At 61.7% G+C, this 21197-nt stretch carries 18 protein-coding genes; 13 read left to right on the top strand and 5 right to left on the bottom strand.

Translation table 11 applies throughout. The annotated features are described in order from the left end of the window. Positions 1-46: 46 nt before the first annotated feature. Positions 47-280 (bottom strand): hypothetical protein, encoded by a 234-nt coding sequence (locus IEX69_RS06545; RefSeq protein ID WP_085020262.1) that lies wholly within the window; start codon positions 278-280, stop codon positions 47-49. Between the two features lie 487 nt (positions 281-767). On the opposite strand from IEX69_RS06545, the gene IEX69_RS06540 reads away from it, so the two are divergent. The 7 genes from IEX69_RS06540 (at position 768) to IEX69_RS20850 (ending at position 8626) form a co-directional block, all read left to right on the top strand. Continuing rightward, on the top strand, positions 768-1370 hold the full coding sequence (locus tag IEX69_RS06540; RefSeq protein ID WP_229756254.1) for an arsenate reductase/protein-tyrosine-phosphatase family protein: 603 nt from the start codon (positions 768-770) through the stop codon (positions 1368-1370). 159 nt (positions 1371-1529) lie between these two features. Then, positions 1530-2945: a tyrosine-protein kinase domain-containing protein gene (locus IEX69_RS06535; RefSeq protein WP_085020260.1), complete on the top strand. Its 1416-nt coding sequence runs from the start codon at positions 1530-1532 to the stop codon at positions 2943-2945. 377 nt (positions 2946-3322) lie between these two features. Beyond that, on the top strand, positions 3323-3877 hold the full coding sequence (locus tag IEX69_RS06530; protein WP_157127228.1) for a hypothetical protein: 555 nt from the start codon (positions 3323-3325) through the stop codon (positions 3875-3877). Positions 3878-4096: 219 nt separating this feature from the next. Then, positions 4097-5494 (top strand): sugar transferase, encoded by a 1398-nt coding sequence (locus tag IEX69_RS06525; RefSeq protein ID WP_229756412.1) that lies wholly within the window; start codon positions 4097-4099, stop codon positions 5492-5494. Between the two features lie 72 nt (positions 5495-5566). Then, the gene (locus IEX69_RS21205; protein WP_373284429.1) at positions 5567-6307 is read left to right on the top strand and encodes a WecB/TagA/CpsF family glycosyltransferase; all 741 of its coding nucleotides are present in this window, start codon (positions 5567-5569) and stop codon (positions 6305-6307) included. A 533-nt stretch (positions 6308-6840) separates the two neighbouring features. Continuing rightward, a complete protein-coding gene (locus tag IEX69_RS06515; protein ID WP_174604474.1) occupies positions 6841-7431 on the top strand; it encodes a glycosyltransferase family 4 protein in 591 nt (196 codons plus the stop codon). A gap of 208 nt (positions 7432-7639) precedes the next feature. Then, complete coding sequence (locus IEX69_RS20850; RefSeq protein ID WP_308420513.1) at positions 7640-8626, top strand: glycosyltransferase; 987 nt, start codon at positions 7640-7642, stop codon at positions 8624-8626. A gap of 1115 nt (positions 8627-9741) precedes the next feature. Here IEX69_RS20850 and IEX69_RS06505 read toward each other — a convergent pair. From IEX69_RS06505 to IEX69_RS06490, 4 genes are read right to left on the bottom strand one after another with little or no spacing between them, the layout of a single operon-like run. After that, on the bottom strand, positions 9742-10995 hold the full coding sequence (locus tag IEX69_RS06505; protein ID WP_085020254.1) for an O-antigen ligase family protein: 1254 nt from the start codon (positions 10993-10995) through the stop codon (positions 9742-9744). Positions 10996-11042: 47 nt separating this feature from the next. Further along, positions 11043-11564, bottom strand: coding sequence for a serine O-acetyltransferase (locus IEX69_RS06500; RefSeq protein ID WP_085020253.1), 522 nt, complete (start codon positions 11562-11564; stop codon positions 11043-11045). A gap of 19 nt (positions 11565-11583) precedes the next feature. Beyond that, positions 11584-12432 carry a glycosyltransferase family 2 protein gene (locus IEX69_RS21200; RefSeq protein WP_085020252.1) on the bottom strand — a complete coding sequence of 283 codons (849 nt, stop codon included), beginning with the start codon at positions 12430-12432 and terminating at the stop codon, positions 11584-11586. Between the two features lie 27 nt (positions 12433-12459). After that, on the bottom strand, positions 12460-13386 hold the full coding sequence (locus IEX69_RS06490; RefSeq protein ID WP_085020251.1) for a polysaccharide pyruvyl transferase family protein: 927 nt from the start codon (positions 13384-13386) through the stop codon (positions 12460-12462). A gap of 158 nt (positions 13387-13544) precedes the next feature. Between IEX69_RS06490 and gmd the strand changes: the two genes are divergently transcribed. The 6 genes from gmd (at position 13545) to IEX69_RS06460 (ending at position 21193) form a co-directional block, all read left to right on the top strand. Beyond that, the gene (gmd, locus tag IEX69_RS06485; RefSeq protein WP_085020250.1) at positions 13545-14582 is read left to right on the top strand and encodes a GDP-mannose 4,6-dehydratase; all 1038 of its coding nucleotides are present in this window, start codon (positions 13545-13547) and stop codon (positions 14580-14582) included. Further along, complete coding sequence (locus IEX69_RS06480) at positions 14579-15553, top strand: GDP-L-fucose synthase family protein (protein WP_085020249.1); 975 nt, start codon at positions 14579-14581, stop codon at positions 15551-15553. Before gmd ends, IEX69_RS06480 begins: the two co-directional genes overlap by 4 nt. An 84-nt stretch (positions 15554-15637) precedes the next feature. Next, the gene (locus IEX69_RS06475; RefSeq protein ID WP_085020248.1) at positions 15638-16951 is read left to right on the top strand and encodes a UDP-glucose dehydrogenase family protein; all 1314 of its coding nucleotides are present in this window, start codon (positions 15638-15640) and stop codon (positions 16949-16951) included. Between the two features lie 251 nt (positions 16952-17202). Next, positions 17203-18912, top strand: a complete 1710-nt coding sequence (locus tag IEX69_RS06470) for a DUF4012 domain-containing protein (protein WP_174604473.1) — start codon at positions 17203-17205, stop codon at positions 18910-18912. Between the two features lie 100 nt (positions 18913-19012). Beyond that, positions 19013-19558, top strand: coding sequence for an LPXTG cell wall anchor domain-containing protein (locus IEX69_RS06465; protein ID WP_157127226.1), 546 nt, complete (start codon positions 19013-19015; stop codon positions 19556-19558). A gap of 129 nt (positions 19559-19687) precedes the next feature. Continuing rightward, complete coding sequence (locus IEX69_RS06460; protein ID WP_085021519.1) at positions 19688-21193, top strand: malate:quinone oxidoreductase; 1506 nt, start codon at positions 19688-19690, stop codon at positions 21191-21193. Positions 21194-21197 lie beyond the last annotated feature (4 nt).

The raw sequence follows: 21197 nt of genomic DNA, 5'->3' as shown, positions 1-21197 counted from the left end.
GACCCGGCCTTATCCTGGAGATGCAGGCAGACGCGAGTGGTGGCCCCTACCCTCCGAGGTAGCGCAGCAGGCTGATCTCGACGGTCTTGAGCCGCCATCGCACGCGCACCATCGTGATCCCCTCCGCGCGAAGCTCCGTCGCCGTGCCGCGGTTGAGCTTGAGCCCCGCCTCGCGGAAGTCCTTCCATCCGCCCGCCCCGGCGTACACCTCGCGGATGACCGGCATCGCCGTGTCGCTCCCGAACTTGTACCGCCCGTACCGGGTGACGGAGTCGGACACGATGGGACATCCCTTCACGCTCGGCCGGCTCGCCGACGCCGAACGCGCGGATGCGCGAGGCACGACGCGAGACCGGGGTCATCCCGCGGGGCGTGCTGGGTGCCGGGCGGGTGGGGTAGGCATCGTCGCGCCGGGCGGAAGCCCCGTTGCGCTGACCTGCTCAGGCTACGTCCGCGCCTCCCGCGCGCTCTCGTCCCCGTTCAAGGCACAGCCCCTGTGGTTCGCCTCAGATGCGGGGCGGCGGCGTGTTGTTGCTCCCGGGCAGCTGGGTGGGGCCCGCCGCCCGGGAGCGAAGTGCCGCTGGGACCGCCGGTTCGGGGAACTCGGCGTCACGCTGACGGCACGTCCTCAATCTAGGGGACACCTGTCCTCCCTGCGGATCCCCCACTTCGTGGGTCGATCTCATGAGATGCTGCCGCTGAGAGGTCGACGAACACGCAGAGAAGAAGGACCCAGCCTGAGCGTGACTGACCTAGAGTCGAGTCTCGTGGCCGAGTTCTCCGTTCTCACCGTTTGTACCGGGAACATCTGCCGCTCGCCGATGGCGGAGCAGATCCTGCGGGCGCGCCTTGCGGACCTCCCTGAGCTGGAGTTCTCGAGCGCCGGAACGTACGCCGGCGACGGCGATGTGATGCCCGAACAGGCGGCCGCGCTGTCGCTTCGTCACGGAGGAGATCCCACCAGCCATCGCGCCCGCTATCTGACCGAACCGATCCTGGGTAGTGCGGACCTGGTTCTGGGCATGTCTCGAAACCATCGACGAGAGATCGTCGAGCTGCTGCCCAAGAAGATCTCGGTCACGTTCACCTTGCGCGAGTTCGCACGGCTCTCCGCGGATGTGACCGACGGGGAGATCCGTCACGCCGCGTCCATGGGGCTCACCGTCAAGGCCTCCCTCGCGGAGGTCGTCGCACTCGTGGCTTCGCGGAAGGGCCAGTTCGGCCTGGTGACGAGCGCGGAGGACGACGACGTGGTCGACCCGTACAAGAGGAGCGACGAGACCTACGAACGGTCAGCCCAGCAACTCGTCCCTGCGGCCGAGCAGGTGGCTCGAGTTCTGCGCGTGGCGGTCGAAGCCTCCCGGGCTTGAGACGCACGCCGCGCGGTTCCGGTCAGCGGGCGATCCTCAGCAAATCGTTGCTTGCCGGTAACACGAACCCGAGCCGGTTCTTGGTGCGTGTGAGAACATTGTGACGCACGTGAGGGTGATCTCTGCTCTCACGGCTGAGGGTGGGGAAGGGCGTATCGCGTGGAGCTTCGGGACTACATACGCGTCCTGCGCAAGGGCTGGATCTTCATTGTCGCGCTGACTCTGGTTGGTGTCGCCATCGGTGCTGTCTACTCGATCCTGCAGACCCCGAAGTACCAGTCCACCTCGAAGGTCTTCGTGTCGTTGTCTGCCGCGGGCTCCGTGAGCGACCTCACCCAGGGCGGGAACTTCGCCCAGAATCAGGTGAAGTCCTACGCCGACGTCGTCACCACGCCGGTCGTGCTGCAGCCCGTCATCGCGACTCTCGGTCTGAACGAGTCGGTCGAGTCGCTGGCAAGCCGTGTCTCGGCGTCCTCGCCGCTCGACACCGTGATCGTCCAGATCACGGTCACCGATACGGATGCTCGTCAGTCTGCGGAGATCGCGAACGCGATCGCCTCGAGCTTCGGCAACACGGTCACCAACCTCGTTCCGGAGACGGCCGAGGGAACGGCGCCCGTGAAGATCACGCTTCTGCAGCAGGCCACCATTCCGGCTTCGCCGTCCAGCCCGAACGTCCCGCTGAACATCGCGCTCGGTGGCATCATCGGTCTCGCGCTCGGAGTCGGCGTCGCGATCCTCCGTGAAGCGCTTGACACCCGTATCCGCAATGAGCGCGACGTCGAGCTCATCACGGAGGCGCCGATCATCGGCGGCATCGCGTACGACCCTCGAACCCCACAGAACCCTCTTGTGGTGAAGGACGACCCGCGCAGCCCGCGCTCTGAGTCTTTCCGAACGCTCCGCACGAACCTGCAGTTCCTGAACATCGGAGACACCGCGCGCAGCTTCGTCATCAGCTCCTCCGTTCCGGGTGAGGGAAAGAGCACGTCGTCGGCAAACCTGGCGATCGTCGTGGCGCTCTCCGGTCAGCGGACGATCTACGTCGACGCCGATCTTCGCAAGCCGAAGGTGGCCGAGTACCTCGGGCTCGAGGGTGGTGCCGGCCTCACCGACGTCCTGGTCGGCCGCGCGCAGCCGAACGACGTCATCCAGCGGTGGGGTGACACCAACCTCTATGTCCTCCCTGCGGGGAAGATCCCCCCGAACCCGAGCGAGCTGCTCGGCTCGGCGACGATGACCCAACTCATCCGCACGCTCGAGGCCAACTTCGACGTCGTCATCTTCGACGCTCCTCCGCTCCTCCCGGTCACCGATGCCGCCGTACTCGCGAAGAGCACCACGGGCGTTCTGCTCATGGTCGCCGCGGGCCGAGTGCACAAGGGCCAGGTCAAGGGCGCGGTCCAGGCCATCCAGAATGTGGGCGCGCGCCTTGCGGGTGTGGTGCTCACCATGCTTCCCACGAAGGGCCCCGACTCCTACGGCTACGGCCGATACGGCTACGGCTATGGATACGGCTACGGGGACACCGGCGACGAGAAGCTCAACAAGAAGCAGAAGTCCCTGGTCAAGTGAGCCCCAGACGATCGTCGCGGAGTACCGGCGGTCTCGTCGTTACTCTCGTCGTCGGCGTGCTCGCCGTCACGGCTGTGCTTCTCGCGGTGTTTGCGCTACGTGTCCCGTCTAACCCAGACGCAGGTGAGATACCTGGTCCGATCCCTACGTGGGGTGGGGGAGCGAACCCGGGTGCGACGCCGACATCGACGCCTACGCCCACCGGTGTCGACGAGCCGGTCAGTCCGAGTCCGCAGTTCCTCAGCATGTACGACGGCAATTTAGGGATCCGGGCCACTGCGGGTAGCTGTACGGGTGCGCCAGCAGTGGTGCAACGCACAAGCGACGGTGGGGCCACATGGACGGCCGTGACTTTCGATGGCGCGGATGTTCGCCAGGTGCTCGCTCTCGACTATGTGTCCGATTCGCAGATTAACGTCGTAGCTGCGGCTGCTGACTGCACGCAGACTGTGGTCTCCTCTTTCACCGGGGGTGAGTTCTGGCAGGCATACCCCGAGCAGATCGGGTCAGCTACCTATATTCAGCCGACCGATCAGAACACAGTTCGCGTCGAGGGAACGAACATCACGGCGCCCTGCACGGTCCGAGAGGTTCAGTCGGTCACGCAAACCGTCGTTGTCCTCTGCTCTGATGGCTCGGTTCAGGTCCGTAGCAGCGCAGGGGCTTGGGCGCCTGTGGACGTGACTCGCGCATTGGCGATGGCGTCGACCGGGCCGTCCAGCCTCATTCTGGCTGTCTCCGAACCAACGTGCTCTGGAGTGCTCATCCGGAGCATCGACGTGAGCTCGAGCGCGTCGACCGATCTGTCGTGCCTGGCAGCAGACCAGGCAAACGCCACGATCGATCTCGTATCCAGTTCCGTCTTCTACTGGTCCGGAGCGGACTTCTTCACCTCGAAGACGGGAGGGGCCTCGTGGTCTTCCGCAGGTTGACGAACCGCTCGCACGACGGACTGCGGGGCGCACGAACGGGGGATGGAGCGCCGCAGTTGGGCTATGCCACACTTGCTTCGTTGACTGACAGACAACGGTGTCTCGAGAGATCGGTGGGGACTGCGGGTGTCTGTGATGTGGGATAAGCGTGGTGATACGTCGTCTGGCGCAAGCCCGCGCGGCCTTGACTGGCGCAAGGGGTACGCGCGCCGCTTGATCGTGACGGACTTCCTGGTCCTAGCTTGGGTCATCTTCGGTGTCCAAATTGCCTGGTTCGGTTTGGACTCTGCGGATGTTGCCTTCCAGGGCAACGAAGGGGAACTCGCTGTCAGCTATACAGCGATCTCCGTCATTCTTCTCGTGGCATGGATGACTGCGTTGAGTGTCTACGGAACCCGCGAACCTCGGGCAATCGGTACTGGGAGTCAGGAGTACCGGCTTATAGCTGACGGAGCACTTCGTCTGTTCGGTCTCCTGGCCATCGTGGCGTTTCTCTTCCAGATCAATCTCGCGCGTGGATACGTCTTGATAGCGTTCCCGCTCGGGTTGGTTGTACTCGTGTTCTCGCGCTGGATGTGGCGGCAATGGCTTGGGGTTCAGCGCGCGAGAGGGCACTATACATCGCGTGTGCTACTTGTCGGCTCGCCTACCTCGGTCGACTACTTCGCCAGGGAACTTAACCGTCAACCGGAAGCTGGATATCTCGTGGTCGGGGCATGCGTTCCGGCGGGATTAGGAACAGCCTCGCCGACCGCAGGATTTGTGCCGATCTTCGGGGATCTGAGCGAAGTCACTCAAGCAATGGTCGGCAGTGATGCCGACACCATCGTTATCACGAGCTCAGACGATTTGCCGCCCGACCGCGTCAGGCAGTTGAGCTGGTCTCTAGAGCCAGGTAGACAGCACTTAGTGGTTGCTCCCAGTCTCGTTGATATCGGCGGGCCGCGCATCCATACCCGGCCAGTGGCGGGACTGCCACTCATACACGTCGAGACCCCCCGTTACGAGGGGAGCAAGCGGTTCGCGAAGCGAGCCTTTGATATTGCAGCATCGGCTTTCGGACTGTTCCTGCTGGCGCCTCTCCTCGTCACAATCGCCATGACCGTGCGTCTTGGTAGTGCCGGCCCCGTCTTCTTTCGGCAGGAGCGCGTCGGATACAACGGCAGGCGTTTCGAGATGCTCAAATTTCGGTCAATGGTCGTAGATGCGGAGCAGCGTTTGATCTACCTGCGTGATCAACACAGATCGGAAGGCAACACAGTCCTCTTCAAGATGAAGGATGACCCTCGAGTGACGAAAGCAGGCAAGTTCCTCCGGCGATACAGTCTCGATGAACTTCCGCAACTCATTAATGTCTTCAATGGAACGATGTCGCTCGTCGGTCCTCGGCCTCCACTTGCTCGAGAAGTTCAGCAATATGAGCAACATGTGCACCGCCGGTTTCTCGTCAAGCCCGGGATCACCGGTCTATGGCAAGTAAGCGGCCGCTCCAACCTGTCTTGGGAGGAGTCGGTGCGGCTCGATCTCTATTACGTCGAGAATTGGTCGTTGACGGGAGATCTGGTCATTCTCTGGCGAACCTTGCGCGCTGTGTTCGCGCGTGAGGGCGCCTACTAGGTCGACGTCGTAAATGAACCGGATCAAAGGGACCACCCCAGTAGGAGGTATCAACTATTGAATCCCTCATTTGTGAGTCATCGTGTGGGCGGCGTGAGGTTTGTAGCCGCGTCACCTGAAGACGCGGCGCTCCAGACCGTTGCGCTTACAGCAGCTCGGGCGCCACATCACGTGCATCTCGCTAACGCATACTCGATCACACTAGCTTCGCGTGACGAGCGTTTGTCTTACGTCTATTCGCAAGGGATCTGTTACCCGGACGGAAAACCTCTGAGCTGGGTCTCGCGTCTGCGACGTGACAAACCTGCGCTCGAGCAGACCAGAGGTCCGCAGTTCTTTCTGGATGTATTTCGTTTGGGCCAGGCAGATGGTGTCAAGCACTTTCTGCTCGGCAGCGCTCCCGAAACTCTGGAGATGCTCGAGAAGAAGCTCCATGACCGTTTCCCAGACGCCGAGATCGTCGGCGCATACAGCCCACCGTTCCGTGCGCTCAGTAGCGGAGAATTGGCTGTCCAAGACGATCTAATTCGGAGCAGCGGAGCAAGCATCGTTTGGGTAGGACTGGGAACGCCAAAGCAAGACATTGAGGCTCAGCGAATCACCCACTCGGTAGGTGTGACCGCAGTTGCTGTCGGTGCGGCCTTTGACTACGCGGCAGGAACACTTCGCGAGGCGCCGCCGGTTCTTCGCCGAGCGGGCTTGGAGTGGGCCTTTCGACTTGCCATGGAACCTAGGAGGCTTTGGCGGCGGTACCTGATCGGCAACGTACAGTTCGTAGTGCTGGTCGCTCGCCTGTGGCGGAGTCGAACATGACCTCAGCCCGGACTGTCGCCGTGATCAGTCAAATTCCACCTCCGGTCCATGGGTCAACGATGATGACCCTGACCCTTCTGGAGGCACTGCGGGCTAACAAGTGGGTGCCGATCCTAATTGAACGGCGGTTCAGCAGAACGGTGGGGGAAGTAGGCAGGATCAAGATTTCGAAAGTATTGCGTATCGGCGTCCTGCTCGCTCGTCTAGCCTCCGTCTGGTTGGTGAGCAGACCTCCGGTAGTCGTGTTCTTCATCACAAATCGACCTGGGTCGTTCTTGGTTGACGTCCTTCTAATGTCGCTGCTGCGACTTCGGCGTCGTCCAATTATTGGGTACGTCCACACTCTCGGCTTTCACGACCTTGCAGAGCGCAATGGTGTATGGCGTCTATTGGTTGGGTACCTCCTCGGGAGTTTGAGCAGCTGTATTTGCCTTTCTCCCGCCCTCGAGGCTGACGTCTCTCCATGGGTGCGTGGCTCTCTACTTTCGATACCTAACGCGCTTGCAGTCGAAGCGGAGGAAAGAGCTTCGTCTGTGCCCATTGACGACGGAGCTGTGCGTCCTTTCACCGTTCTCTTCCTATCGAATATGTTGCGCGAAAAAGGCGTCGCGGACTTCATCGATATCGCAGGAAAGGTCAGTTCCGAGCACACTGATAGCCAGTTTGTTGTCGCGGGAGCTGAAAGTGCTGAGTACACGGTTGCCATCGTTGAGGAACTCGCTCTCACTGCCGAACTGGGACCAAGCACGCGAGTTTTGGGACCGATCGGTCAAGACGATAAGTGGCGACTGTTAGCCCAGGCCGATCTGCTTATCTTTCCGAGCAAATACAAGTACGAGGCGCAACCGCTTACCATCCTCGAGAGTCTGGCTTCTGGTACCCCGGTGGTCGCTTACGCAATCGGAGGAATAGTTGACGTACTCGGCAACCAGGACGGAAGCCACATCGTTCCGATCGGTGACACCCGGGCCGCTGCAGACTTCGCGATTTCCCTCGCAAAGGATCCGCTGCGCAGAATGAGCGCTAGTAACTCGGCACGCTTCCGCTACAAAAAGACGTACTCCTTTGCTACGTACTCTGCTCGATGGGATCAGGCGTTAAGAGAGAGTCTTGCGAGTGATTGACAAGAAGCCAGCTATTGATCGCGTCATTTTCGCGATCGCTTTCGCAGCCGAGCCACACCGCGGTAGCGAGCCGGGCGCTGGATACAGCTTTGCGAAGGCGCTCTCGCTATTTCAGATCGCCACCGGACGCGACGTGGTCTTCGTCACGCGGCCACACCGGGTCGAGAAGTTGCGCCAAGCTCTCGCACGCGAGGGTATCGACTCGAAGATGCGATTCATGGCTGTATCCCTCCCTAGATTCTTGGTTGCCGCTACTAAGCGAGATCGAGTGCGCGCGGCATATGTAGCTTGGCAGTTACATGCGGTTTGGCAAGTCCGAAAAGCCATAGCGCGGAGCCACCGCGGGGCGATAGTTCACCACCTTACGTTCGCCACCGACAATCTTCCTACCTTCGAATGGTTAGTCGGTCGGGGGGTACTTAGAGTCTTCGGGCCGGCTGGTAGTTCATCGATACAAGCTGATGGCTCTCTACTCACCCGTGTTGCAACTAAACTTCGACTCCGGGTGGCTCGTATGAACCTTCAAGGCGTGGAGCTGGGGCTAGCGCAGAATGAAAATGTCGCAGACCAATGGTCCAGATGGGGCGTGCCGCATCGCATAGAGCCAAACATTCTGCTCGATAGGGACGAGATCGAACAGGCGCGACAATCCGTCGGCGGGCGAGACAGTTCTTTGCTGCTAAGCGTGGGACGCCTAATCTCACGCAAACGATTCGATCATTCCATTCGTGTCTTGGCCGAACTTCCAGAGTTTGTGAGGTTGAGGATCGTGGGCGGCGGACCCTTGGCCGGCGAACTCCATGATCTCGCGCGAGAGCTCGGGGTGTCGGATAGAGTCGAGCTAGTCGGAAAGCAGGACAGATTCGAGACGCTGAGGCTAATGGCCGAGGGCGCGGTGCTGCTGCACCCGTCTAAGCGAGAAGGCGCGCCTTGGGTGATCGGGGAGGCCCAGGCGCTCGGTCTCACGCCAGTCGTCTACCCGGATTCCGGAGCCGATAGCATCGTTCGAATAGCTCGCCTCGGAATCGTCGCTGAAGGGACACGCCTCGAAGACTTGGTTGAGAGCACTAGATCGGCCATAAGTTCCGGGATTCAACCAGCAACAGATCGCTGGTTCGCGGACCGCGTGCCCGAGATGCTCGCCGCGACCTATGAGCTCATTGAGCGGCGAGCCGATGCTCGGCTCCCTGTTTGAGAATGAAGCGGACTGCATTTGGTATAGCTGACGCCGGATCATCTGCGTTAGCTACTTTCGTCATCGGAGTTCTCGCCGTGCGCTTCTTGCACCCGAATGAACTCGCGCTCTACAGCTTGTTGTTTGCGGGCGCTCTAATCACGATGCTCCTTCCCCAGCAGTTGATAATGCTGCCAGCGCGGCTCGCTGTGAACATGAGCGGAGGTGTCGCAGCGCCAAAGCCGTTCCTCGTACTGCGGTCGGCCGCTTGGGTTATCGTCGTCGCCGGGGTCATCACGCTTGTCCTAGGCGTCCCCCAGCTGCCTAATGTTGGATGGAACTCGTGGGTGACCATGAGCCTCTCAGCTGTTGCTCTCGTGTGCGTGTCCCCCTTCCAAGATCATGTTCGGGCATCTCTGCACCTAGTCAATTTTCATGGATCCGCGGCAGTCTGCTCAGGCGTCAATCTCCTGATTTGCGTGCTGTCGGTAGGGGCGGTCCTCTCGTCCCACGCGGAGAGTATTGATGGGGCGGTTCCTCTAGCTGCACTGGCCGCCGGTAACCTCATCTCCGCTGCCTTCGGGGTTGGGCAGTTGCGGCGGGCTGAGCTTCGGACGTTTCGACTGCCACGCGTTACACAGCGAGTTTGGTATCTCGGTTCAGACGGCGTGATCCAACTCACATGGTATGTGGCGACCGTCCTCGTTCTAACTTCTCTGGGCTCCGGTGCAGTTGCTCATCTCGAAGCAGCTCGAGTTGCGGCCTCACCGGTGTTCGTAGTGGCATCAGCGTTTGGGACCTTCTTGGTCCCCGCGGCTATCAGAGCAAGGGGAACCCGGCGCTACAAGAGACTGCGGACCGTACTCGCGTGGGCAATCGGTGGGGCGGGGATCTTGTACAGCGCTGCAACCTTCTTTGCGAGTAGTGCACTGTCCTCACTCACTGGCCGGACTATTTCAGCGGGACTTGCTAGCGCGCGAGCTCTGGCTTTCACAGCCGAAGGTTTATCGAACTCAATCTCGTCATTCATGTATGCGGATGGGAAGGCAGTGCGATGGGTCATTCAGACGGCTTGCTGTTGCATTCTCTCGCTGACGGCGACATGGTTGCTCATGCCTCTCATCGGTGAAGCTGCATTACCGGCCGGACAGCTGGGCGGTATGGCTCTGCGATTCGCTCTGGGAAACTTCAGCCTCCGACAAGCTCGGGGTTCCGGGCCAAGCTAAAGAGAGACCCACAAGCACACCCAACGGAACCATCACGAAGGGGTAGACAAAGGCGTTGTCCGTCAATCCGCTGAGGCCTACCCCGAGTAGAGCAATAGTGGCACTCCAGTGGATAGGAGCGCGGAATGCAATCGCGCGTCGTAGTGTCCAGAAAATGATCGTGCAGTAGCCGATCACAAAGAGAGCTAGGCCGATCCAACCAAAATCAAAAAGAATTCGGATGTAGTCATTATGTGGATGACCAATCTGTGGGTAGCGCGCGATAATCGTCGCGGATGCCGCACCCGGTCCATGGCCAAACACTGGTGCGTCGGGAACCCCGCGGAGCAGTAGATCCCATATCGCTGTGCGGCCGGAGGTGTTGATGGCTACTCCGCCATAAGTCACAGCGTTGTCGCCCACGAGGAATCGATCGCGAAAGGGCGGGTACAAGGTCACCAACAGCACCGTCGAAGTTGCGGCAACTAGAAGCAGCAGTATCGCGCGGATGAGTTTTCCTCGCCTCTTTCCACGTAGGACGACGAAGACCAGCATCCCAATAGCTATGACGGTCGCTGTCCGGGAGAGACTGAGCGCGATTGCGGCCGTTAATACGTACGGCGCAAGGCGTACAAGGACGTTATTGCTGCGCTCGGGAATGACAATTGAAAGAAGAACGAGCCCCTCAAGCGCGAAAGCCCGCGCATCGTACAGGTGCAGATCGAGCAAAAACGTGACGAGAGCAATGACTCCGACGGCGCTCGCTAAGACACGAGCGAGACGAAGGAAAAGATCTGCAGAACCAAGTGAACTGGAGGAGGCAACAACTACTGCCGCAATCGCGAAGCTTGAGTACACTGCAACGTTCTGCAATCCTTCAACCGAGAAATCGAGCGCTAGCCGCGCGCACGCTGCAACGACAAACAACCCGAAAGCCAACGGAAGCCATGGATGGCCGAAGCGGCTTTTCATGAGCGGTTGAAGGTTCCCGTTGCGGTCGGACCAGGAGTCTGAAGCCGTACGCGCGTTGTCGGACATGGCCTTGAGAGCAACGGTGAACGGGAGGGCCACGAGAAGGAGCACAAAGGTGAAGATGGTGAGAATGCCCGACCCGGAGATCGGCCCGAGAGACCAGAGAGTCGGAGCACTGACTAGCGCCAGCCAGAGGAGAGCCAAAAGGGACACCCAGGAAAGCCTTGCGCGAGGCGCTTTGACCGCCCCAACTAGCCGACTCAATGGGTCTCGTTTACGCGAATGATGCGAGCGGGGTTGCCAACAGCCACTGCGTGGGGCGGGAGCGACTTCGTAAGTACCGCGTTTGCGCCTACAATGCAGTGCGCTCCGACGTCGATGTCCCCGATTATGGCCGCGTTGGCGCCGACTTCGACGCCTTCGCCTAGACGCGGCGAGGGGCCGCCAGCGTACTGATGGCCGATCGTCACGCCGTTTCGCAGTTTCACGTCTCTCCCCAAGACGGCGTGATCGTTAACTACAAGTCCAAAGCCATGAAAGATGCTCAGGCCAGGTCCGACAGCGGTCTTGGGTCTCAACTCGATTCCCAAGACAAGTTCGGTCACCGCCCGGTAGACGATGACTGCAGGTATCGATATCGCACGTGGCCGGCTGATGTCTCCGATCAAGAGCTGACAAACACGAAACCAAAACAGCACCGAGCGAGCCTTCGGGTCGCGTGGATTTGCCCGTCGGTCGTCCCGGACTGTTTCCCAGAAGCCGTGATCTCCGTAGCCCCTCATTCAATCCTCCGTGAGCCCTCTACTCATGAGGGTAGGTCCGTTTGGCTCGTGACAGCAAAATGCTGCGTTCGATGGTCGTCAAATTGAGCGAGCGCGAGACGTCATCGACCCAACGAAAACCCGAATCGTTCTTTAGGTCCGCGCGTCTCAGTGCATGGTCTGTCCAACGTGGATACACGATTGCGGCAAGACTCCGTCTTGCGTCTTCAATCATGGGTTCCGATTCTGCTCTCTCGGACCAATTTGACGCCGAAGTGACCTGGCCTGCGTGATGCCTATACGCCAAGAAGGGAACGGCACTTCGCTCGAGACGGTGGCCGGAGGCTGCAAGGCGAAGCCATAGATCGTAGTCTTCAGCCATGCATTCTCTATAGCCCCCGCTCTGTTCCAAAACATCGCGGCGGCACATCATCGTCGAGTGAGCGACAGGATTCGAAGTCAGCAGCAAGGAGGCGATTAGTGAAGTTTTGAGCTGCACTGGGAGTGACGGGCGCGGTAGCCCGACACCGAAATGCAAAGTGTTTGTAAACGATACGTCGACGCCCCGCTTGATGCGGCTCATCTGATACTTCAACCGTCCAGGCAAGCAAATGTCATCGGCATCCATGCGAGCGACTAGGTCGCTGTCTGAAGCACGAATGAGCGCGTTCAAAGCCCCTGCTACTCCGATCGACGAGCTACTGTCGCCAAGGACACGCAGGCTAGTCGAGTTGAAGGCCGACAGAAGCTGCATTGTATTGTCGGACGAACCGTCGTTAAATACGACTAGCTCACCATCGGAAGGCAAAGCTCTCAGGGTAGATTTCACCGCGTCTACGATTGTTCTTTCACCGTTACGCACCGGCATCAGAACCACCAGCTGAGGCATTAATCGACTTCGCTTTCGATGGATTAGCTACGAATGCACCCGAGCACGGGCGTCAGTGAAGCTTTCGGCGAACTCCAGACTTGGCTCGGTCGAGAGCCATGTTGCAGCGTACTCACTGAGTTTCCCGTTCGAGTTGTCCACAGCGATTACCCTCCTGCCTAGCTTCAAAGCCAGGATCATTGCATGCAGTCGGTCGGTGATTACAACCTCCGCATCAAGCATCCGAAGTCCACGCTGAAGCCTCCCCTCCGCCACCCTCGTCCAATAGGCCTCTGACCGCATAAATTTTGGGGGCCTACGGGTGAAGCGAGTGATCTTTCGGGCTTTGGTGGCCATCGCAGTACTTGGGGTATCTCGAAGCCAATCTGCTCCTTCGGGCACGACCGCTCGATCTCTGCTCTCGAAGTCCGAGCGCTGGAGTATGGAGAGCGCACGTGTTGGGGGACGGGGCGGGAGACGTAGAAGGTGGGCCGAGTCGGGAGACAAAACAGCGGGGATGCCCCACCGGTCCACCCTCTGTCCCGACACCGCGTCGCGCACCGCGAGGCGGAAGTTCGTCGTTGCGGCGAGCACGGTCATTAGATCGATCTCAGCCTGATCTGTTGAGAAATGCACAGACTGAGGAGCCTGTATCAAGATTGCGTCAGAGCGCTTGGCCTGCGCTATCGCGACTCTGTTTCTGTCAGCGATGGGGTACAAGCCCCCGAAGCTTCCACCGCCATTGATTACGAGAGCGCGAGCGGCACCTACGCTTCCCCGATCCAAAGAGTCAATACTGTACACACTCGATACAACAATCCGTCGCTGCTTGAGGTAAGCAAGGACGCCCAGCGCAATTGCTGAATCACCTACGTTCGCATAATCAGGGAAATCCGTGAAGATGACTTCTGTTACATCCTTGAAAAGGACATCAAATCGATCCTGGACGAGCGCGGACAAGAAACCTTCGGTCACAGTGAGTCTCCGTCAAGTTGAGGGACGACACCTAGACACCGGTGCCGCGACGGCTTAGCGCCAAGCTCGACGCGGATGCGATTGAATGTACGAGACATCAGGCCTGTTGGCAATGCGGCGAGGGGCCACATCCTCTAGAACGACCGAATGGCGGACAAGTGAACCAAAAGCGCGCACTGATCACAGGAATCACCGGTCAAGACGGCTCCTATCTCGCAGAACTTCTCATTGGGAAGGGTTACGAGGTGCATGGATTAATCCGACGGGCGTCAACGTTCAATACGTCCCGGATCGATCATCTCTACGTTGACCCCCACGTTCCGGGAGCCTCACTTTTTCTACACTACGGCGATCTGACTGACGGTTCACGGCTGGTGACTCTGTTAGCCGAAATTAGGCCGAGTGAGGTGTATAACCTTGGAGCCCAGTCCCATGTCAGAGTCTCTTTCGATGCGCCCGAGTACACGGCCGACGCAACCGGAGTAGGGTCAGTCCGGCTGCTGGAAGCCGTGCGTCTAGCGGGGATCGAAACACGGTTCTATCAGGCCTCTTCCTCTGAACTTTACGGCGCGACTCCTCCGCCGCAAAACGAGACCACTCCTTTCTATCCTCGGTCACCATACGGCGCCGCAAAGCTCTACAGCTTTTGGATAACGAAGAACTACCGCGAGGCTTATGGCATGTTCGCGACGAACGGAATCCTCTTCAATCACGAGTCACCCCGCCGGGGCGAGACCTTTGTTACCCGCAAGATCACTCGTGCGGTGGCCGCAATCAAGGCCGGCCAGCAGGATTACGTCTACCTCGGCAACCTGGACGCGGTTCGCGACTGGGGCTACGCACCTGAATATGTCGAGGGCATGTGGCGGATGCTGCAGGCTGACGAACCGGACGACTTCGTTCTCGCGACCGGCGGCAACTTCACCGTTCGCGACTTCCTGGAGACCGCTTTTGCGCACGCGGGCCTGAACTGGGAGGACCACGTTCGATTCGACGAGCGCTACCTTCGCCCCACGGAGGTCGACGCCCTGATCGGCGACGCGTCGAAGGCTCGCGAGAAGCTGGGGTGGGAGGCGACTGTGGATACGGCGCAGCTGGCCCGCATCATGGTCGACGCCGACATCGAGGCGTTGGAGCATGAAGGTCGCCACTGGATCGACAAGGTGAAGCTCGCGAGTTGGGGGACCGCCGAGTGACTGACGCCAAGGAGTTCTCACCGCGGCCTCTCGATCGCGACGCCACCTTCTACGTGGCCGGACACCGAGGTCTCGTGGGGTCTGCCATCTGGCGGAAGCTCGAGTCTGAGGGCTTCACGGGTCTCACCGGTCAGTCGTCGAAGGAGCTCGACCTGCGAGACCGCAAGGCCGTGTTCGACTACTTCCGCGAGGCCAAGCCGACCTACGTCGTTCTCGCGGCGGCGAAGGTAGGCGGCATTCTCGCGAACAGCACCTATCCGGTCGACTTCCTCAGCGAGAACCTGCAGATCCAGACCAACGTGCTCGACGCCGCGGTTGAAGCCGACGTCGATCGCCTGCTGTTCCTGGGTTCGTCCTGCATATACCCGAAGTTCGCGGCGCAGCCGATCAGGGAGGACTCGCTTCTCACCGGGCATCTCGAGCCGACCAACGACGCTTATGCGATCGCGAAGATCGCTGGAATTTTGCAGATCCAGGCTGTGCGCCGCCAGTACGGCAAGCACTGGATCTCGGCCATGCCTACGAACCTCTACGGTCCTGGAGACAACTTCTCCCCGAAGGGGTCGCACGTCCTGCCAGCGTTGATCAGGCGGTACGACGAGGCCGCCAAGTCCGGCGCCGAGACCGTCACGAACTGGGGGACGGGCACGCCGCGACGGGAGTTCCTCCACGTCGATGACATGGCTGCCGCGTGTCTTCATCTCCTCGAGAACTACGACGGGCCTGAACAGGTCAACGTGGGGACCGGGTCGGACGTCACCATCCGTGAGATCGCAGAGTCGGTCGCCAAGGTCGTCGGGTTCGAGGGCCGCACTGAGTGGGATACGACCAAGCCCGACGGAACGCCCCAGAAGCTTCTCGATGTGTCCAAGCTCGCGGACGCAGGATGGACATCGAGCATCGGCCTGGAGGACGGTCTTCGATCGACCGTCGAGTGGTACCGCGAGCACGCCGCGGCGATCCGAGAGTGACGAGTCACCCGGCCGCAACGTTGTCGTGATAGGAATCGGCGCGGGTGCCGTACTCTGTCGCACCCACAGGTGAGATGGAGAACGGTGAAGATTTCGGTTATCGGTTGTGGCTACCTGGGCGCGGTGCACGCGGCGTCGATGGCGGAACTTGGTCATGAGGTCGTCGGAATCGACGTGGACGCGGCGAAGATTGATTCCCTGTCGAGCGGCCGGGCGCCATTCTTTGAGCCCGGTCTTCCCGAGACTCTGAAGTCGGCGCTCGCGACCGGTCGGCTATCGTTTTCGACGGAGTTCGCGGCGGCCGCTGGTGCCAAGGTCCACTTCGTCGCCGTCGGAACTCCTCAGAAGCCCGGCGAGTACGCGGCTGACCTAAGCCATGTGCATGCTGCCGTGGACGCGTTGATTCCTCACCTCGAGGATGGTGACCTCGTCGTGGGAAAATCCACTGTTCCGGTGGGGACTGCGGCCGCCCTCGCGACTCGGATGAGCGTGCATAGCGAATCGGTGTTGCTGGCCTGGAACCCAGAGTTTCTGCGGGAGGGGTTCGCCATCAAGGACACCATCTCCCCGGACCGCCTCGTCTACGGAGTGCCTGCGGCCGAAGCTGGCGAGCGCGCCACCGCGCTCCTCGATGAGGTCTACGCCACCGCGCTCAGCAACGACACGCCCCGGATCGTCACCGACTACGCCACGGCGGAGCTTGTGAAGGTCGCCGCGAACGCTTTCCTCGCTACGAAGATCTCGTTTATCAATGCGATGGCTGAGATCGCAGAGGTCAGCGGAGCGGACGTCACGAGCCTTGCTGACGCGATCGGTTATGACGCTCGAATCGGTCGGCGCTTCCTCAACGCCGGGGTGGGGTTCGGGGGCGGCTGCCTGCCGAAGGACATCCGAGCCTTCTCCGCTCGCGCGGAGGAACTCGGCCGAGGGGAGTCCGTGGCCTTCCTCAAAGAGGTCGATGCGATCAACCTCCGGCGTCGGCAACGGGTGGTCGACCTGGTCAAGGAGGAGTTCGGCGGCCAGGTCTACAAGAAGAAGGTCGCCGTCCTGGGGCTTGCCTTCAAGCCCGATTCCGACGACATCCGCGACTCGCCGGCGCTCGACGTGGCCGTGCAGCTCCACGGGCTGGGTGCCGAGGTCGTCGCGACCGACCCGGAGGCGATCGATAACTCACGCAAGCGCCACCCGCAGCTCCTCTTCACGGAGAACGTCGACACGGCCGTGAACCGAGCTGATGCGGTCGTGGTGTTGACGGAATGGAAGCAGTTCCGCTCGCTCGACCCCGTCGAGCTCGGTGAGAAGGTCGACAACAAGCTGATCATCGACGGACGCAACTGCCTCGACCCCGCCGCATGGCGAGCCGCGGGCTGGACGTACCGCGGCATGGGGCGCCCCTGACGCCGCACGGGCGGAGCCCAGGCGGCTACGAGGTTCGTGCTGATTGAATGGCGTCCGTGGGTGGGGAGAACGCAGACGACGCGAAGCCGGCGGACGGCGCAGCGTCCGGCCATGCCCGTTCCCGGCGAGACGCCCGACACTCGAGGTCGGCCTCCCGTTCACGTCGGACGCGGAGGATAGTCGGCTGGTCGATCGCCGGAGTCTTTCTCGTCCTGATCGGCTGTGTGATCTGGGTCGGCGTGCGTGGCCTGATGGCGAAGGATCATCTCGAGGCCGCCATCCCCCTCGCCAAGAGCACGCAAGACCAGATCGTGGACGGCTCCACTGAGGGCGCCTCGGCCGACGCGCAGGAGCTCGCCGATCACGCCCGCGCCGCCGCGGACCTGACCAGCGACCCGATCTGGCGTGCCGGTGAGCTCGTGCCGTGGGTCGGCCCCAATCTTCGTGCTGTTCGGCAGGCCGCACAGGCGACTGATCTCGTCGCCTCGGGAGTGGTGCTGCCCCTCGCGTCCAGCGTTCAGCAGATCGGTCTGTCGAGCTTCCAGCCGGTCGACGGGAAGATCGCGCTGCAGCCGCTTCTCGACGTGCAGCAGACGGTGTCGGGGGCGCGCCAGGCCGTGGGCTCGGCCGCCGACATCGTGGACGACATCGACCCCGACGACCTCATCCCTCAGGTGTCGAGCGCCGTTGAGCTGCTTCGGGCCTCCGTCGATCAAGCGAACGGTGTCCTGATCGGAGTCGACAACGCCACGCAGCTCATCCCCGCGATGCTCGGAGCAGAGGGCCCACGCAACTATCTCCTCGCGTTCCAGAACCCCGCTGAGCTCCGTGCGGGTGGTGGCATCACGAGCGCCCTCGCGCTCATCCACACAGAAGGCGGGAGCGTCAGCCTGGTGCAGCAGGCGTCGAGTAGCGACTTCACGAAGTTCGATACGCCTGTGGTCCAGCTGCCGGACGAGACTCGGGGGCTGTTCCAGGACAAGGCAGCGCAGTTCGTTCAGAACACGACGCTCGTGCCCCAGTTCGACCTCAGCGGTCAGATCGCCTCGAAGATGTGGACCGACCGGTTCGGCGGGAGCATCGACGGCGTCATCACCTTCGATCCCGTGGCGCTGAGCTACTTGCTCGCGGCGACAGGCCCCATCCAGCTGACCGGTATCGACGAGCAGCTCGACTCGTCCAACGCCGTGGAGTTCCTCCTCAGCGGCGTGTATGAGCGCTACCCGGATCCGAACGTGCAGGACGCGGCATTCGCCGAGGTCGCGAAGGCGGTCTTCGACCGTATCTCCGCGGGGAGCATCGACCAGAAGAAGCTGCTCGACGCCATGATGCGCGCGGGTCAGGAGCAGCGGTTCAAGCTCTGGAGCGCACATGCTGAAGAGCAGGCCGTCTTGGATCAGACCACTCTGGCGGGGCCGCTTCCCGTGACGACTGACGATTCGACCGGAGTCGGGCTGTACCTGAACGACGCGACCGGCGCGAAGATGGACTACTACCTCACAGCCTCGACGGCGACGACATCACAGTCCTGTCGTGCCGACGGTCGCCCGATCATCCGAGTCCAGACGACGCTGACGAACACCGCGCCCGCGGACGCGGCAAATTCGCTCCCGCGATACGTCACCGGCGGTGGGGACTACGGCGTAACCCCAGGTAACGTCTCCACCTACGTCTACATCTATGGCCCAGACGGCCCGGCCGACCCCGTGAACGCCTCCATCTCGCTGGGCATCAACGCGGGAATCGAGGGCGGGCAGGCGCGCACCGCGATCGACCAGAACCACACCGTCGCGGAGTTCAAGGTGGAACTGGCGCCCGGCGAGAGCCGCACGGTGACCGCCGATTTCCTCGCTCAGCCAGGTGATCCTCTCGATGTCTCGCTGCAGCAGACCCCCATGGTGACCCCCAGTGTTTACACGAACGAAATATTGCCGGAGTCCTCAACCTGCGAGTTCGGGTAGTATCGACCGTGATTCATCTGCATCATCGGCTCTACGAACAGTGATCTGGGCGTAGGGCTCGTGCACTGAAACTCAACAAACAAGGGTGGGGAACTCCTTCATGATCAAGAAAGTACTGGCGGGCATGGCCATTGCGGCCGCCGCTCTCTTCGTGGCTCCTGCTGCAGCGCAGGCCTACATTCCGACCGGTGACATCACCGGACCCGCGACGATCGCTCCTGGCGGCTCCGGGACCTTCTCCTTCGACGGCTTCGACCCCAACGAGTCGGTCAGCTTCACGCTGACCGGTGAGAACGGTGCGGGCGCGAGCCTCGCCTCGGTCGTCTCGGCTGTCTCGAGCGCCAACATCGTCAAGGCGGCAGACGCGTCCGGCGCGGCTTCGGTCACCGTGACGCTCCCGTCGAACGCGACCGGCGCGTACACGCTGACCGGCACCGGGCTCTCGTCCGGCGCGATCGGCTCGATCGTCTTCTCGGCCGGCTCGTCGACCGGTGGCTCGGCCTCCGGTGGTTCGACCGGTGGTCTGCCCAACACGGGTGCGACCATCCCGACCCTCGGCCTCTGGGCCGGTGGCGGACTGCTCGCCCTCGGTGCGGCCTTCGTGATCGTGCTCACGATCGTCCGTCGCCAGAAGACCTCTCACTGACAGTCACCCGACTGAACTCGGGCGGTTGATCCGCACCCGATAGCGAAGACCCCTCGTCGAAAGGCGAGGGGTCTTTGCTGTTCCTGTGGACGGTTCCTGCCCCGTCTTCTCGCTGTATACACTGTGTTGGTGAGCACAAAGAGCGTGGATGTCATCCTGATCGGCGGCGGCATCATGAGTGCCACCCTGGGCACGATGATCAAGCAGTTGCAGCCCGACTGGTCGATCGTCCTCTTCGAGCGGCTGAACGACGTCGCCCTTGAGAGCTCGAACCCGTGGAACAACGCCGGCACCGGTCACGCAGCGCTCGCCGAGCTCAACTACATGCCCGAGGCGGCCGACGGCACGATGGAGCCGTCGAAGGCCATCAACATCAACGAGCAGTTCCAGGTGAGCCGTCAGTTCTGGGCCTCCCTCGTCGAGTTCGGCGTGCTCGATGCGCCCACCACCTTCATCAACCCCACGCCCCACATGACGTTCGTGCGCGGCGCCGACAACGTCGACTACCTCCGTCGGCGCTGGGAGATCCTGAAGGACGAGCCGCTCTTCGAGGGCATCGAGTTCAGCGACGACCCCCGCCAGATCTACAAGTGGGCGCCGCTGCTCATGCGCCACCGTCAGAAGGACGAGAAGATCGCGGCGACCCGCATCACCAGCGGAACGGACGTCGACTTCGGTTCGCTCACGCACCAGCTCGTTGACTACCTCCGTGCCAACGGCGTCGACTACCGCAGCGAGACGACCGTCAAGGGCCTCAAGAAGCAGAAGGACGGGTCCTGGACCGTCCGTGTGCGCGAGCGCATCGGCGGCACGCCCTACTCGATCAATGGCAAGTTCGTCTTCGTCGGTGCGGGCGGAGGGGCGCTGTCGCTCCTTCAGAAGTCCGGCATCCCCGAGATCAAGGGGTTCGGCGGGTTCCCGATCAGCGGCAAGTTCTTCCGCACCGACAACCCCGAGATCGTCGCGCAGCACCAGGCGAAGGTGTACGGCAAGGCCTCCGTGGGCGCCCCGCCCATGTCGGTGCCGCACCTCGACACCCGCGTGGTCGACGGCCAGGCGTCCCTGCTCTTCGGCCCGTACGCGGGCTTCAGCCCCAAGTTCCTCAAGTCGGGCTCGTGGTTCGACCTGCCCGGGTCCATCCGCCTGCACAACCTCGGGCCGATGCTCGCCGTCGCCCGCGACAACTTCGACTTGGTGAAGTACCTCGTCGGCGAGCTGCTCGCGAGCCGCAGCAAGAAGCTCGAGGCGCTCCGCGAGTTCATGCCGACGGCCCAGTCCAAGGACTGGCGCCTCATCACGGCCGGCCAGCGCGTCCAGGTCATGAAGAAGGACCCGAAGCGCGGCGGGGTGCTGCAGTTTGGCACCGAGGTGGTCACCTCCGCCGACGGCACGATCGCCGGCCTGCTCGGTGCGTCGCCCGGTGCGTCCACCGCCGTGCCGATCATGATCGACCTCATCCGCAAGTGCTTCCCGGCCGAGTCGGCCGCGTGGGAGCCGAAGCTCAAGCAGCTCGTCCCGTCGCTCGGCACCAAGCTCAACGCCGATCCGGCAGCCGCAGAGCAGTCGCTCGACGAGACCGCCAAGGTCCTCGACCTCACGCGGTCCGACGAGAGGGCCGTGGCCACGGCGAGCTGATCCG

This window comes from Cnuibacter physcomitrellae, from assembly GCF_014640535.1.
GTDB lineage: Bacteria > Actinomycetota > Actinomycetes > Actinomycetales > Microbacteriaceae > Cnuibacter > Cnuibacter physcomitrellae.
Note: the sequence above shows the minus strand (reverse complement) of the source record. Positions and strands in the feature narration are given on the sequence as shown.

Excerpts from the sequence above, each read along its gene's own strand:
- IEX69_RS21200 (WP_085020252.1), bottom strand. The coding sequence starts at position 12,432 with ATGCCTCAGCTGGTGGTTCTGATGCCGGTGCGTAACGGTGAAAGAACA.
- IEX69_RS20850 (WP_308420513.1), top strand. The coding sequence starts at position 7,640 with ATGCGATTCATGGCTGTATCCCTCCCTAGATTCTTGGTTGCCGCTACT.
- IEX69_RS06500 (WP_085020253.1), bottom strand. The coding sequence starts at position 11,564 with ATGAGGGGCTACGGAGATCACGGCTTCTGGGAAACAGTCCGGGACGAC.
- IEX69_RS06470 (WP_174604473.1), top strand. The coding sequence starts at position 17,203 with ATGGCGAAGGATCATCTCGAGGCCGCCATCCCCCTCGCCAAGAGCACG.
- IEX69_RS06465 (WP_157127226.1), top strand. The coding sequence starts at position 19,013 with ATGATCAAGAAAGTACTGGCGGGCATGGCCATTGCGGCCGCCGCTCTC.